Below are 13,977 nucleotides of genomic sequence, written 5' to 3'. Positions count from 1 at the left end.
GCACTAAGAAGGTCAACACCCGCTAAGCGGTTGTTTTGAGAGAATGATTGCAAATCCAACAAAAACAGGCGGATTTTTAGATGAATTAGCCAGTATGACGGGGAATTGTGACAGAAAAATGAAGCGGCGTACCGCGACGCCGCATTAGTGTGAAGGGTTATCGTGGTTTTGCTGCGGTTTGCCGTTAATCATATCGCACAGCATATTCAGCAGCATTAAACGCACTTTAAAGGGAGAGTGACTAAACACGCGCATACACCTCTTGAACTCATTCATCTTCTCCTCCTTACGTTTGCCCCCTTTCCATCCGTGAAAGGTGAGTACATTACATACAGATATAGCACAGGCTATGTTGTATAGCTATGGCTATCACGTTAATTTTTTGTGCTGGTTCACGGATGGTTTACAATGGCGCTTCTCTTATATGATGCTGCACAGGCGTCACACTGTCAGAGGAAGCACAATGAACCGTCGCGCAGGTAAGCAAACAATAAAAAAAGTGACGCTGGTAAATGTTGAAGAGCATGTTGAAGGCTTTCGCCAGGTGCGCGAAGCGCATCGTCGTGAGTTGATTGACGACTATGTCGAACTGATTTCTGATTTGATCCGCGAAGTGGGCGAAGCCCGCCAGGTCGATATGGCGGCGCGTCTTGGCGTCTCGCAGCCCACCGTTGCCAAGATGCTGAAAAGGCTGGCGACGGTGGGTCTGATTGAGCAGATCCCCTGGCGTGGCGTGTTCCTCACACCTGAAGGGGAAAAGCTGGCGCAGGAGAGTCGCGAACGTCACCAAATCGTTGAGAGCTTTTTACTGGTGCTTGGGGTCAGCCCGGAAATCGCCCGCCGCGATGCCGAAGGCATGGAACATCACGTCAGCCAGGAAACACTCGACTGTTTCCGCCGCTTTACGCTGCAACATGAGCAATCTCCTGAATGAGCATGCCGTTTTTCCGCGCCCTGGCGCACGACCGCTTTTTACACCTTTTACTGCTCATCGGCATTGTGCTCTGTTTTGCCGTTCCCTTTGCGCCAAAAACCTGGCCAGGTGCCATCGACTGGCACACGATTATCACCCTTAGCGGCTTAATGTTGCTGACCAAAGGGGTGGAGCTGAGCGGTTATTTTGATGTGATTGGGCGGCGAATGGTGCGCCGTTTTCATACGGAACGGCGACTGGCCATGTTTATGGTGCTGGCGGCCGCGCTGCTCTCTACCTTTCTGACCAACGACGTCGCGCTGTTTATCGTCGTACCGCTGACCATCACGCTAAAAAAGCTGTGTGAGATCCCGGTCAACAGGCTGATCATTTTTGAAGCACTGGCGGTTAACGCCGGATCGTTGTTAACCCCGATTGGCAATCCGCAAAATATTCTCATCTGGGGCCGTTCCGGACTCTCTTTCCCGGCGTTTATCTGGCAGATGACACCCTTGGCGCTGGCGATGATGGTGACCCTGCTGGCGCTGTGCTGGTTCTGTTTTTCCGCAAAAGCGCTGAACTACCATAGCGGCAGCAAAACGGCGGACTGGCAGCCAAAACTGGTATGGAGCTGCCTCGGTTTTTATCTCATCTTTATTACCGCACTGGAGTTGAAGCAGGAGCTGTGGGGGCTGGTGCTGGTAGCGGCAGGGTTCTTGCTGCTGGCGCGCAGGGTTGTGCTGAGCGTGGACTGGACCCTGCTGCTGGTGTTTATCGCCATGTTTATTGATGTGCATTTGTTGATCCAGCTCCCCGCGCTACACAGTGTGCTCACCAGTGCCAGTCAGCTTTCGCCCCCGGGCTTGTGGCTGACGGCGATTGGTCTGTCGCAATTTATCAGTAACGTACCGGCCACCATTTTGCTGCTCAACTATGTGCCGCCAGACACCTTACTGGCCTGGGCGGTTAACGTCGGTGGTTTCGGTTTACTGCCCGGATCGCTGGCCAATCTGATTGCTTTGCGGATGGCAAATGACCGCCGTATCTGGTGGCGCTTCCATCTCTATTCCCTTCCTATGCTGCTGTGGGCCGCGCTGGTCGGCTACGGATTATTCTTATTCAGATAGTGCTGATTTGTCAGTTTATCCTGGCAAATGTATAGCAACCGCCTAACTTTAGGTAACGGCGCACCCCTGGCGCCGTTACCTGACAGGACTGTTGCGATACTATGGCAGAAAACACAACGCATCCTGACGCTGTTCAGGACAATGACAAAGACGATAACAACGCACGTAAACGCCCCGGAAAGAAGCCCTTGATCATTCTCGCCATCGTGGTTGGCGTCATGGTGATCGTTGCGCTGGTATGGTGGTTGTTAACCCGCAATGAAGAGACGACCGACGACGCCTTTACCGATGGCGATGCGGTAACCGTTGCACCGAAAGTCGCTGGTTATGTCACCGAACTGCGGGTGAAAGATAATCAGCGGGTGAAAAAGGGCGACTTGCTGGTGGTCATCGATCCTCGTGATGCAAAAGCCCAGCGCGATCAGGCGCAGGCGCAACTGGGGCTGGCAACGGCGCAGCTACATCAATCACAGGCGCAACTGGCGCTGTCAAAAGTGCAGTACCCGGCGCAGCGTGATGAAGCCCGCGCCCAAGTGCTGAAAGCCAAAGCTGACCTGGCGAACGCCGAAGCCGCATACCGTCGCCAGCGTGGCGTCGATCCCCGGGCAACCACGCAACAGAACATCGATAGCGCCAACGCCCAGTTACGCAGCGCTCAGGCGCAACTCGCCAGCGCTCAGGCACAACTGGAAGTGGCGGATCAGGTGCAGTTACAGATCCGCCAGCAGGAAACCAATGTTGAAGCCCGCCAGCAGCAGGTTGAACAGGCCAAAGCGCAGTTAGAAACCGCCACGCTTAATCTGTCGTGGACGGAAGTGCGCGCGCCGTTCGACGGCTTTATCACCAAACGCAATGTGCAAAACGGTACGCTGGTGCAGGCAGGCACCGCACTGTTTTCGCTGGTTTCACCAGACGTGTGGGTGGTGGCGAATTTTAAAGAGTCGCAACTGGCGCGTATGCGTCCGGGCAACAAAGTGAGCGTCAAAGTGGACGCCTGGCCGGATATGGAACTGGAAGGGCATATCGACAGCATCCAGCAGGGCAGTGGGTCGAAATTCGCTGCATTCCCGTCGGAAAATGCCACCGGTAATTTTGTCAAAATCGTGCAGCGCGTACCGGTGAAAATCGTCATTGATAAAGGGCTGGATGCGAATAAACCGCTGCCGCTGGGCCTCTCCGTCGAACCGAAGGTGACGCTGGAATGACCGATCACAGCCACGATAACTGGCGACCAGCCAGCAATCCGTGGGCGGTGGCGTGGGTGGTCACCCTTGCGGTGTTTATGGAGATCCTCGACACCACCATCGTCAACGTGGCGCTGCCGCATGTTGCCGGGTCGCTCTCTGCCAGCTATGACGAATCAACCTGGGTGCTCACCAGTTATCTGGTGGCGAACGGTATCGTATTGCCGATTTCGGCTTTTCTGAGCCGCGTATTTGGTCGCAAACAGTTCTTTCTGATCTGTATTGTGATGTTTACCCTCTGCTCATTTCTGTGCGGGATTGCCACGGAACTGTGGCAGATCATCCTGTTTCGCATTCTGCAGGGCTTTTTCGGCGGTGGGCTGCAACCGACGCAGCAGTCGGTCTTGCTGGATTATTTTAAACCGGAGGATCGCGGTAAAGCTTTCGGCCTCTCGTCTATCGCCATTATTGTCGCTCCGGTGATGGGGCCAACGTTGGGCGGCTGGATCACTGACAATTACTCCTGGCGCTGGGTGTTTTTTATCAATATTCCGGTCGGCATTGTGACCGTGCTGGCGATTTATCAGTTACTGGAAGATCCGCCGTGGGAACGAAAATCGAAGCAGAAACTGACCATCGACTGGCCGGGTATTGGGCTTATTGCCCTTGGACTGGGCTGTTTGCAAGTGATGCTCGATCGCGGTGAAGATGAAGACTGGTTCAATTCCGACTTTACCCGCATCTTTGCCGTGCTGACGGCAATCGGTATTGTCGGGGCCATTTACTGGTTGCTGTATGCCAAAAAACCGGTGGTGGATTTGCGCACGATGGCGGATAAAAACTTCGCGATCTCCAGCCTGCTGATGGCGGGTATGGCGATGATCCTCTATGGCAGTTCGGTAGTGATCCCGCAGCTGGCTCAGCAGGATCTCGGCTATACCGCCACCTGGTCCGGGCTGGTGCTTTCGCCTGGCGCGGTGTTGATTGTGTTGACCATTCCGCTGGTGCTGAAGCTGATGCCAGTGGTGCAAACGCGCTGGATCATTGCTTTTGGTTTCTTTTGCCTGGCGGCGTCGTTCTGGTGGTCGCGCACCTTAACGCCGGATATCGACTTCGAAACGCTGATGCTGTTTCGCAGCGCGCAGTCTATTGGTCTGGGATTTTTGTTCGTGCCGCTCACCACCATTGCATTTATTACTATCCCGCGCCAGCTCAATGCCGATGCCGCCGCGCTGTTCACCATGTTCCGCAATGTCGCGGGTTCGGTAGGTATTTCGCTGTCGACGGCGGCGATCACCGAACGTGCGCAGGCGCACAGTGCGCATTTAGCGGAACATACTTCGTCGTTTAGCGAACCCTTCCAGCAGGCATTGCGTGCGTCGGCGCAGGCTATTCACAATTTCACTGCCCTGGCGGGGGATCCCCTCTCCACGGCCAGCGGGCAGATGTACAAAGCCATGATCGCCCAGGCGCGGTTTCTGGCCTATATCGATGTCTTCACGCTGCTGAGTGTGGTGGCGCTGTTACTGATCCCCTTTTGTTTATTGCTGTCGCCGATCAAAAGCGAAGGCAGCGCAGGAGCACATTAACTATGCCGGGACGTCTTTGCGTTATCTTTCTCTCTGTCTGGCTTGCAGGTTGTGCTGTAGGGCCGGATTACCAGGTCGCGAGGCCGCAAACCCCGACGCGCTGGAACGATCCGGGGGATGCGTCGGTCGGCTCGCAATCCTCTACGCAGGCGATCAATCCCCGTTGGTGGACCACGTTCCGCTCGCCGCAACTGAATAGCCTGATTGAACGGGCTATCGCCGGGAATTTGTCGCTACAGCAGACGGTACTGCGTATTGCGGGCGCACGGGAGCAAACAAATCAGGCGGGCGGCGCGTTTCTGCCCTCGGTCAACGGTACGCTGAAAGCCACCCGTCAGCAGTTAGGCATTGAAGGGGAGCTGAAATCCCATGATGTGGAAGGGCAATTGCAGGATGCGGACCCGGCCATTGCCAGCGCGTTGGGTGCATTAACGCAGCCGGTGAATCTGTATCAGGGCAGTTTTGATGCGCAGTGGGAACTGGATCTGTGGGGCAAAGTGCGCCGCCAGGTGGAAAGCGCGCAGGCGCTGCAGCAACAAGCAATTGAACAACGTAATGATGCGCTGGTTTCGCTGGAGGCGGAAGTGGCGCGCACATGGCTGCAACTGCGCGGCGCGCAACGCATTATTGCCACGCTGCAAACCCAGATCGACAGCGCGCAGCAAACGTTCGAGCTGACCGATAACCGGCAGAAAGGCGGCTTGTCACCGCAACTGGACGTGGAAAACGCCCGCGCCCAGGTCGGCAACCTTGAAGCGCAGCTTCCGCAATACCAGGCGCAGGAACGTCAGGCGATGAATGCGCTGGCGATCCTGCTTGGTAAACCGCCCGGTGCGCTGGATAGCGAATTGCGTAATCCGCAGCCCTTACCGGTGTTGCCGGACAGCGTGCCGACCGGTATTCCGTCCACGCTGGCGCGACGTCGCCCGGATGTGCGGGAAGCGGAAGCCAGCCTGCATGCTGCAACGGCGCAGATTGGAGTGTCGGTTGCGCAGTTGTTCCCCAGCCTGAGTCTGAGCGGCCAGTTTGGCCTGCGTAATAGCGAAACCAACTGGCTGACCGACTGGAGCAGTCACTTCTATAGTTTTGGCCCGCAGGTATCGATCCCTATTTTCCAGGGCGGTCGTCTGGTCTCCAGCGTCAAACTGGCCCGGGCGCAGCAGGGCGCGGCGGTGCTGAATTATCGTCAAACGGTGCTGACAGCGTTGGGCGATGTGGAAAACGCGCTGGTTAGCTATCGCACCGATCAGCAGCGTGAGGCCGGGCTGGATAAAACCATCAGCGCGTTGCAAAACGCGTTCTCACTGGCCAGCGACAGCTATCGGCAGGGGCTCGCCAGCTTTATTGATGTGCTGGACGCTCAGCGCCAACTGGCGCAGGCCAGCCAACAGCGCGAACAGGCGCGGGTGCAAAGCAGCCTTGATCTGGTGGCGCTCTACAAAGCATTAGGCGGCGGCTGGGAACCTTATCAAAACGTGCAACTCCCTGATTATCCAGTGTTTGGCGACGCACCTCGCGGATAATCAGAGAATTGGGCAAGAAACAGGCAGGATCCTCACATTCGCCGCCACCGGGGATTGCGTATAACTGTCTGCGTCAACTAACAGATGAGGAGACGCCAACATGCGCTACAAAAAACTGGGCAATACCGGACTGTTTGTTTCTGAATTATGCCTCGGCACCATGACCTTTGGCGGTGAAGAGGGCATGTGGGGCCAAATCGGCCAGTTGCAGCAAGCGGAAGTCGACAGGCTGTTGGGCCGCGCGCTGGATGCCGGGATTAACTTTATTGATACCGCTAACGTGTACTCCAATGGGCGCTCGGAAGAGATCACCGGCCAGGCGCTGAAGAACCTGAAAGTGCCACGTGAAAATGTCATTGTCGCTACCAAAGTGTTCGGTGAAACGGGCACAGCCGGGGTGAACTCGCGCGGCAGCTCCCGTTATCACATTATTCATAGCGTGAAAGAGAGCCTGCGCCGTATGCAACTGGATCATATCGATCTCTATCAGTTGCACGGTTTCGACCCTGCCACGCCGATGGAGGAAACGCTCGCCGCGCTGGACAATCTGGTGCAGCACGGTTATGTGCGCTACATCGGTGTGTCGAACTGGGCGGCATGGCAAATCGCCAAAGCGCTGGGTATTTCAGAGCGGCTGGGGCTGGCGCGTTTTGCCTCGCTACAGGCCTATTACACTATTGCCGGGCGCGATCTGGAGCGCGAACTGGTGCCGATGATGCAAAGCGAAGGCGTGGGGCTGATGGTCTGGAGCCCGCTGGCGGGTGGTTTGCTGAGCGGCAAATACAGTCGTGACGGCCAGGGCGAAGCGGGGAGTCGTCGCCTGACGTTTGACTTCCCGCCGGTGAATAAAGACCGGGCTTTTGATTGTGTGGATGTGATGCGCGCCATCGCCGACAGCAAAGGGGTATCGGTGGCGCAAATCGCACTCGCCTGGTTGCTGCACCAGCCGGTGGTGAGCAGCGTGATCATTGGCGCGAAACGTGACGCGCAACTGGATGACAACATTGCCGCTACCGCTGTTCGCCTGAGCGACGACGAATTGCAACAGCTGGATGCCGTGAGCGCACTGCCACGCGAATACCCCGGCTGGATGCTGGAGCGTCAGGGTGAATACCGCCGTAATCAATTGAAACAACAGTAAGTTATCCCTTCTACAGTTGCCCGGTAGCACTTCGCTCACCGGGCCTGCTTATCCTGCCACCAGATACGACAACGCCGCCATAACGCAAATTCTTTCGAAAACCGTCACAAAACTGCACTCTTTTTTTGCCTGCTTTTTCGCCATCGCCTATATGACTAGTCATATGTATTAAATGACTAGTCATGGAGAAAGCGCGATGAGCAAAACATTACCGACCGGTTTTTTATGGGGAAACTCTGTCTCCAGCATGCAGACTGAAGGGGCATGGAATGAGGGCGGAAAAGGGATGTCGGTCTACGATATTCGCGAAGCCAGTGAATTTGCCTCCGACTGGAAAGTCGCCACCGATTCTTACCACCGTTATCGCGAAGATTTCGATCTGATGCAGGATCTCGGGATGAATTGCTACCGTTTTCAGATCTCCTGGAGCCGTGTCTGCCCGCAGGGCGATGGCGCGTTTAATGAAGAGGGCATCGCTTTTTATGACCGCTTTATCGACGATCTGTTGGCGCGCGGCATTGAGCCGATGGTTTGCCTCTATCACTTCGATATGCCGCTGGCGCTGGCGCAGCAGTACAACGGTTTTGTCGACCGACGTGTGCAGGATGCTTTTGTTCGTTATGGCAAAAAGATGATTGACTGCTTCGGCAGCCGGGTGAAGTACTGGCTGACGTTTAACGAGCAGAATATTTACCACATGCCGGGCGCGTTTCAGGTTGGCGGCTACCTCAAGGGGGAGAAAACCCTGCGCGAGCTGTACCAGATCCAACACCATGTGATGATGTCGCATGTGCTGCTGACCCATTATCTGCACGACACGCAGCCCGGCAAGCTGATGGGCGGTATGCTGGCGCACCAGTTAGTCTATCCGGCGACCTGCAAACCCTGCGATGTGTTCTGCGCCACGCAATATGACGAGTTTATAAACCAAAATTTGTTACGGGTTTACGCCGGCCAGGGTTACAGCCCGGCCGTGCTGGCGGTGGTGGATCGCGAAGGTTTTCGCGATATCTATCGCGACGAAGACCTGGCGCACATCGCGCGGGTGAAAAACGATTTTATGGCCTTTAGCTATTACGCCAGCAAAACACTGGACAGCGACGCCATTGCGCCGGGTACGTCAGTGAACGACTACCTGCAGCAGGGTGATAAAGCCAACCCGCATCTTGCGGCCACGGAGTGGGGCTGGCAAATCGATCCGCTGGGCTTCCGCGCCATTATCACCCGCTATTACAACGACTGGCGGCTGCCGGTGTTTCCCATTGAAAACGGTATCGGCGTGATTGAAGAGTGGGATGGCGTAAACCCGATTAATGACGACTACCGTATTGCCTACCACCGCGATCATCTGCAAGCGATGCAGGACGCCATCTTTGAAGACGGCGCTCAGGTCATTGGTTATCTCGGTTGGGGGCTGATCGACATTCTCAGTTCGCAGGGCGATATGCGTAAGCGCTACGGCGTGGTGTATGTGAACCGGGAAAATCACGATCTGAAAGATATGCAACGCGTACCGAAAAAGAGCTACCGCTGGCTGCAACAGGTGATCCGCAGCAACGGCCGCGATATGTAAACGTGACGGATTGAGGGAGGCATCGCGATGTCTGATACGAAAATCACGCCCAACATGCAGTCGTTTGTCGATAAGTTTGTCGATTTCTCCGCCCGCCTGGCAAATCAGGTGCACTTGCGTTCCCTGCGCGACGCTTTTGCTGCTGTGATGCCCATTTTTATCCTCGCCGGGCTGGCGGTGCTGATCAATAACGTGATCTTTCCCTGGGTATTCGAGGGGGAAACGCTGGCGCGCTTTAAGGTGTGGGGCGAAGCGGTGATCAATGGCACGCTGAATATCGCGGCGTTATTGATTGCACCGATGACGGCCTGGTCACTGGCGCGCAATAAGAACTTTGATAACCCGGTCTCCGCCGTGGTCATTGCTCTGTGCAGCTTTATCATGATGATGCCAATGCACCTCGACGTGTTACCCGTGGGCGGTAAAGCCAGCGTAACTGTCAGCCAGATGCTCTCTTTCACCAATATTGGTTCCACCGGAATTTTCGCTGGGGTGATTATCGGTCTGCTGTCAACGGAGTTGTTTATCCGCGTGGCCAGTGTGAAGAAATTCACTATTTCTCTGGGGGATAATGTGCCGTCGGCGGTGGGGAAATCCTTCTCGGCGCTAATTCCGACCATCATTACGTTATCGGTATTTGCCATTGTGGCGGCGCTGCTGGCCAACCTGCTGAACACGGATTTGATCCACCTGATCACCACACTGATTCAGCAACCGTTACGGCAAATCAACACCAGCCTGCCGGGGACGCTGTTCATCTACAGTTTTGGCAACTTCCTGTTTACGCTGGGGATCCACCAGACGGTGGTCAATGGGGTGATCCTCGAACCGTTTTTATTGATCAACACCAATGAGAACATGCTGGCCTTTGCCAACGGGCAACCTATCCCGCACATCATCAACAGTATTTTCGTGCCGACATTCGGCATGATTGGCGGTACCGGCAGTACGATTTCGCTGCTGCTGGCGATCTTTATTTTCGCCCGACAGAAATCGTCGAAGCAGGTGGCGCGGCTCGCTATTTCTCCAGGTCTGTTCAATATTAATGAACCGGTGATCTTCGGTTTACCGATTGTGTTCAACCTGCCGTTGATGATCCCCTTTGTGCTACTTCCGGCGATAGGCATCTGGTTTGCCTGGCTCTGCACCACGCTCGGCTGGATGTCGCGCTGCGTGGTGATGATCCCCTGGACAACGCCGCCGGTGCTGAGTGCCTGGCTGGCAACGGCAGGGGACTGGCGGGCGGTGGTGGTGCAGTTGCTGATCATCATCTTTGGTGTATTCTTCTACCTGCCTTTCCTCAAAATCTCTGAGCGAGTGGCCTTAAGAAACAACGGGATAGACTAAAAACAGCAGGAAGGGATATGGCGGCAAAATACATCACTATTGCGCGGGAAATGAAGCGCCGCATTCTCAGCCAGCAGTACTCCGCCAGTGCGCCGTTGCCGGATCAGTTTGCACTGGCGGCCGAGTTTGCCACCAGCCGGATGACCATTCAGCAGGCGATGCGGCAGCTCATTGTGGAGGGGCTGGTCTACAGCCGCCAGGGGCAGGGCACCTTTATCCGCAAGAATTTCCTGCAACTGTCACGCTGGGACCTGCCGGGCAGTGATTACTTTGGGGCGACCAAAACCTGGGAAAACGTCGGTGAAGTCACCAGTAAAATTATCCGCTTTGAATTACGTTTCCCGACGGAAAAAGAGCAGGCCTCTTTGCTGGTAGGGCCGGACGACCCGGTCTATGACTTTAATCGCTTGCGTTTATTGGAAGGTGAGCCCGTGTCGCTGGAATTTACCCTGATGCCGGTCAATCTGGTACCGGGACTCAATCGCGGGCACCTGGAAAGCTCGGTGTTTCGTTACGTGCAGGAAGCGCTGGCGCTGAAGATCATGGGCTCATATCGCATTGTGCGGGCCTTGAAGCCCGGCGCGGAAGATAAGCAGTACCTTAACTGCGATGACACCGATCCGGTTCTGGAGGTGGAGCAGGTGATCTATCTGGAAGATGGCACGCCGCTGGAGTACGCCCACTGCCATTATCGTTACGATCACGGCGGGGTCATTGTGGTCAATAACGGATAAAAAAAAGCGGAGAATCATCTCCGCTTTTTCTGCCGGTGTCAGCTGAGCCTTATTCTCCAGGCCGGATACGCGTCGCGTCACCCGCCTGGCAGGCCAGCAAACCGGGATTAGTTCAAACGAACCGGCATACCGGAACGGTTCTGCACCGCCTGGTCAACCACGTTCTGATCAACATCAGACTGACCGGTAACAGTTTGTACCGCTTTGGTCAGCGCAATCGGCACGATCTCGCCGCCAGTGAATTGGGCGTCGGTGGTGGACAGCGGGTTGTGTACTTCGATGTAGCGGCTGCCATCCGGTTCGGTAGTGGCTTTTACCGGCTCATCAATAAACTGTACGCGCGTACCGACCGGCACGTTTTCGAACAGGAATTTAATGTCGTCGTTACGCAGACGCACACAGCCGTGGCTTACGCGCAGACCGATACCAAAGTTGGCGTTGGTACCGTGGATCGCGTACAGGCGGCCAATATAGAGCGCGTACAGACCCATCGGGTTATCCGGGCCAGCCGGGACAACAGGCGGCAGCGGTTGACCCATTGCTGCGTATTCCGCGTGCATTTTTGCGGTCGGCGTCCAGGTTGGGCCGTTCTTCTTACGCTCAACTTTGGTGGTCCAGGCAATCGGGGTATCTTTGCCCAACTGACCGATACCGATTGGCAGCACGATCACCGTGTGAGTGCCTTGCGGATAGTAGTAGAGACGCATTTCCGCGCTGTTGATGACAATCCCTTCGTGAACCGTGTCCGGCAGAATCAACTGCTGCGGAACGTTCATGACGGTGCCACCTTTCGGCAGGTAAGCATCAATGCCCGGGTTGGCTTCCAGCATGTTGGACAGACCCATCTGGTATTCCGCCGCAAAATATTCCAGAGGCTGTGTATTGCCCTCCGGGATAGTCACGATCTGGTTCTGGCCAATCAGACGGCTGCCATCAGTCGGCAGCGGATAAGTAACAGCAGACGCGCTTTTGCAAAATCCCACGACGGCAAAGGCCGCCGCGAAAAGGGTTGTTAATTTCATGTTCATGTTGTGCGAGATTTTTGCCACACAGGCCATTGGGTTGAGAATGCAGGAAGCGCATTATATGTGCATTCCACCGTCCAGGGAATTCAGATGTGTACGAAATCACACTTTTTTCCCTTTGGTTGCAGTTTAGCAGGCTGACAGTGAACAGGAATCTCACTCGAATTTGTGACATAATAGGGTGTTTGTCACATATTTCAGGATACTTCCGTGTTAGTCACCAGCAACGTCACCATGCAGTTCGGCAGCAAGCCGCTGTTTGAAAATATTTCCGTCAAATTTGGCGGCGGCAACCGTTACGGCCTGATCGGCGCCAACGGGAGCGGTAAATCCACCTTTATGAAAATCCTCGGCGGCGACTTAGAACCGACGCTGGGTAACGTCTCTATCGATCCTAACGAGCGCATTGGTAAGCTGCGTCAGGATCAGTTTGCCTTTGAAGCGTTCAGCGTGCTCGACACAGTCATCATGGGCCATGCTGAACTGTGGGCGGTGAAGCAGGAACGCGACCGTATTTACGGCCTCGCGGAAATGAGCGAAGAGGACGGTTACAAAGTCGCCGATCTCGAAGTGCAGTATGGCGAAATGGACGGTTACTCCGCCGAAGCGCGCGCGGGCGAACTGCTGCTGGGCGTTGGCATCCCGGTTGAACAGCATTACGGCCCGATGAGCGAAGTCGCGCCCGGCTGGAAACTGCGTGTCCTGCTGGCGCAGGCGCTGTTCGCCAACCCGGACATTCTGCTGCTCGATGAACCGACCAACAACCTGGACATCGACACCATCCGCTGGCTGGAGCAAGTGCTGAACGAGCGTGACAGCACCATGATCATCATTTCGCACGACCGTCACTTCCTCAACATGGTGTGCACGCATATGGCGGATCTCGACTACGGTGAGCTGCGCGTCTATCCGGGCAACTACGACGAGTACATGACCGCGGCGACCCAGGCGCGTGAACGTCTGCTGGCGGATAACGCCAAGAAAAAGGCGCAGATTGCTGACCTGCAATCTTTCGTCAGCCGCTTTAGCGCTAACGCCTCTAAATCGCGTCAGGCCACCTCTCGCGCTCGCCAGATTGATAAGATCAAACTGGAAGAAGTGAAAGCGTCCAGCCGCCAAAACCCGTTCATCCGCTTCGAGCAGGACAAGAAACTGTTCCGTAATGCGCTGGAAGTAGAAGCGCTGACCAAAGGCTTTGATGAAGGTCCGCTGTTTAAAAACTTCAATCTGCTGCTGGAAGTGGGCGAGAAGATTGCCATTCTGGGGGCGAACGGCGTGGGTAAAACCACCCTGCTGAAAACGCTGGTGGGCGAACTGCCAGCCGACAACGGCACGGTGAAATGGTCCGAAAATGCGCAGATTGGCTACTACGCGCAGGATCACGCGGAAGATTTCGATAACGATCTGAGCGTGTTTGACTGGATGAGCCAGTGGAAACAGGAAGGTGATGACGAGCAAGCGGTGCGCAGCATCCTCGGTCGATTGCTGTTCAGCCAGGACGATATCAAAAAACCGGCGAAGGTGCTTTCCGGGGGCGAGAAAGGTCGCATGCTGTTCGGTAAGCTGATGATGCAAAAACCGAATATCCTGGTGATGGATGAACCGACCAACCACCTGGATATGGAATCCATCGAGTCGCTGAACATGGCGCTGGAGATGTATCAGGGTACGTTGATCTTTGTTTCTCACGATCGCGAGTTCGTGAGTTCACTGGCAACGCGTGTGATTGAGATTACGCCGCAGCGCGTGGTGGATTTCTCCGGGAATTATGAAGATTACCTGCGTAGTCAGGGGATTGAGTAATTTTTTACCCTCACCCCG

General features: G+C 55.4%; 12 protein-coding genes. 10 read left to right on the top strand and 2 right to left on the bottom strand.

Annotated elements, in window-relative coordinates:
• Positions 1-144: 144 nt before the first annotated feature.
• Complete coding sequence (mntS, locus tag ACQ3G7_RS03810; RefSeq protein ID WP_263097413.1) at positions 145-276, bottom strand: manganase accumulation protein MntS; 132 nt, start codon at positions 274-276, stop codon at positions 145-147.
• 187 nt (positions 277-463) lie between these two features.
• Here mntS and mntR point away from each other — a divergent pair, with 187 nt between their 5' ends.
• The 9 genes from mntR to ACQ3G7_RS03765 all read left to right on the top strand — a co-directional run bounded on the left by mntR (position 464) and on the right by ACQ3G7_RS03765 (position 11,131).
• Positions 464-934, top strand: a complete 471-nt coding sequence (gene mntR / locus ACQ3G7_RS03805) for a manganese-binding transcriptional regulator MntR (RefSeq protein ID WP_088237136.1) — start codon at positions 464-466, stop codon at positions 932-934.
• Entirely contained in the window at positions 931-2,040 is a 1,110-nt protein-coding gene (locus ACQ3G7_RS03800) for an anion transporter (RefSeq protein WP_430888911.1), read from the top strand. The genes mntR and ACQ3G7_RS03800 overlap by 4 nt, the downstream gene beginning before the upstream one ends.
• Before the next feature lie 101 nt (positions 2,041-2,141).
• Positions 2,142-3,245, top strand: a complete 1,104-nt coding sequence (locus ACQ3G7_RS03795) for an HlyD family secretion protein (RefSeq protein ID WP_430888910.1) — start codon at positions 2,142-2,144, stop codon at positions 3,243-3,245.
• Positions 3,242-4,813 carry a DHA2 family efflux MFS transporter permease subunit gene (locus ACQ3G7_RS03790; protein WP_430888909.1) on the top strand — a complete coding sequence of 524 codons (1,572 nt, stop codon included), beginning with the start codon at positions 3,242-3,244 and terminating at the stop codon, positions 4,811-4,813. Before ACQ3G7_RS03795 ends, ACQ3G7_RS03790 begins: the two co-directional genes overlap by 4 nt.
• Before the next feature lie 2 nt (positions 4,814-4,815).
• A complete protein-coding gene (locus tag ACQ3G7_RS03785) occupies positions 4,816-6,336 on the top strand; it encodes an efflux transporter outer membrane subunit (RefSeq protein ID WP_430888908.1) in 1,521 nt (506 codons plus the stop codon).
• Between the two features lie 100 nt (positions 6,337-6,436).
• The gene (locus ACQ3G7_RS03780; RefSeq protein ID WP_430888907.1) at positions 6,437-7,477 is read left to right on the top strand and encodes an aldo/keto reductase; all 1,041 of its coding nucleotides are present in this window, start codon (positions 6,437-6,439) and stop codon (positions 7,475-7,477) included.
• Between the two features lie 196 nt (positions 7,478-7,673).
• The gene (locus tag ACQ3G7_RS03775) at positions 7,674-9,050 is read left to right on the top strand and encodes a glycoside hydrolase family 1 protein (protein WP_430888906.1); all 1,377 of its coding nucleotides are present in this window, start codon (positions 7,674-7,676) and stop codon (positions 9,048-9,050) included.
• Between the two features lie 27 nt (positions 9,051-9,077).
• Positions 9,078-10,397 carry a PTS sugar transporter subunit IIC gene (locus ACQ3G7_RS03770; RefSeq protein WP_430888905.1) on the top strand — a complete coding sequence of 440 codons (1,320 nt, stop codon included), beginning with the start codon at positions 9,078-9,080 and terminating at the stop codon, positions 10,395-10,397.
• Positions 10,398-10,414: 17 nt separating this feature from the next.
• Positions 10,415-11,131 carry a GntR family transcriptional regulator gene (locus ACQ3G7_RS03765; protein ID WP_430888904.1) on the top strand — a complete coding sequence of 239 codons (717 nt, stop codon included), beginning with the start codon at positions 10,415-10,417 and terminating at the stop codon, positions 11,129-11,131.
• A gap of 107 nt (positions 11,132-11,238) precedes the next feature.
• Here ACQ3G7_RS03765 and ldtB read toward each other — a convergent pair whose 3' ends face one another.
• On the bottom strand, positions 11,239-12,159 hold the full coding sequence (ldtB, locus tag ACQ3G7_RS03760) for a L,D-transpeptidase (protein ID WP_263097404.1): 921 nt from the start codon (positions 12,157-12,159) through the stop codon (positions 11,239-11,241).
• 207 nt (positions 12,160-12,366) lie between these two features.
• On the opposite strand from ldtB, the gene ACQ3G7_RS03755 reads away from it, so the two are divergent.
• Positions 12,367-13,959, top strand: a complete 1,593-nt coding sequence (locus ACQ3G7_RS03755) for an ABC-F family ATPase (protein WP_263097403.1) — start codon at positions 12,367-12,369, stop codon at positions 13,957-13,959.
• Positions 13,960-13,977: the final 18 nt, after the last annotated feature.

It is taken from the genome of Kosakonia sp. N21 (assembly GCF_050587465.1).
GTDB lineage: Bacteria > Pseudomonadota > Gammaproteobacteria > Enterobacterales > Enterobacteriaceae.
The sequence above is the reverse complement of the archived record's forward strand: the minus strand, read 5'-3'. Positions and strand labels throughout refer to the sequence as shown.

What these genes read in the sequence shown, in the direction of transcription:
- mntS (WP_263097413.1), bottom strand. Translation starts at nt 276, where the DNA reads ATGAATGAGTTCAAGAGGTGTATGCGCGTGTTTAGTCACTCTCCCTTT.
- mntR (WP_088237136.1), top strand. Translation starts at nt 464, where the DNA reads ATGAACCGTCGCGCAGGTAAGCAAACAATAAAAAAAGTGACGCTGGTA.
- ACQ3G7_RS03800 (WP_430888911.1), top strand. Translation starts at nt 931, where the DNA reads ATGAGCATGCCGTTTTTCCGCGCCCTGGCGCACGACCGCTTTTTACAC.
- ACQ3G7_RS03795 (WP_430888910.1), top strand. Translation starts at nt 2,142, where the DNA reads ATGGCAGAAAACACAACGCATCCTGACGCTGTTCAGGACAATGACAAA.
- ACQ3G7_RS03790 (WP_430888909.1), top strand. Translation starts at nt 3,242, where the DNA reads ATGACCGATCACAGCCACGATAACTGGCGACCAGCCAGCAATCCGTGG.
- ACQ3G7_RS03785 (WP_430888908.1), top strand. Translation starts at nt 4,816, where the DNA reads ATGCCGGGACGTCTTTGCGTTATCTTTCTCTCTGTCTGGCTTGCAGGT.
- ACQ3G7_RS03780 (WP_430888907.1), top strand. Translation starts at nt 6,437, where the DNA reads ATGCGCTACAAAAAACTGGGCAATACCGGACTGTTTGTTTCTGAATTA.
- ACQ3G7_RS03775 (WP_430888906.1), top strand. Translation starts at nt 7,674, where the DNA reads ATGAGCAAAACATTACCGACCGGTTTTTTATGGGGAAACTCTGTCTCC.
- ACQ3G7_RS03770 (WP_430888905.1), top strand. Translation starts at nt 9,078, where the DNA reads ATGTCTGATACGAAAATCACGCCCAACATGCAGTCGTTTGTCGATAAG.
- ACQ3G7_RS03765 (WP_430888904.1), top strand. Translation starts at nt 10,415, where the DNA reads ATGGCGGCAAAATACATCACTATTGCGCGGGAAATGAAGCGCCGCATT.
- ldtB (WP_263097404.1), bottom strand. Translation starts at nt 12,159, where the DNA reads ATGAACATGAAATTAACAACCCTTTTCGCGGCGGCCTTTGCCGTCGTG.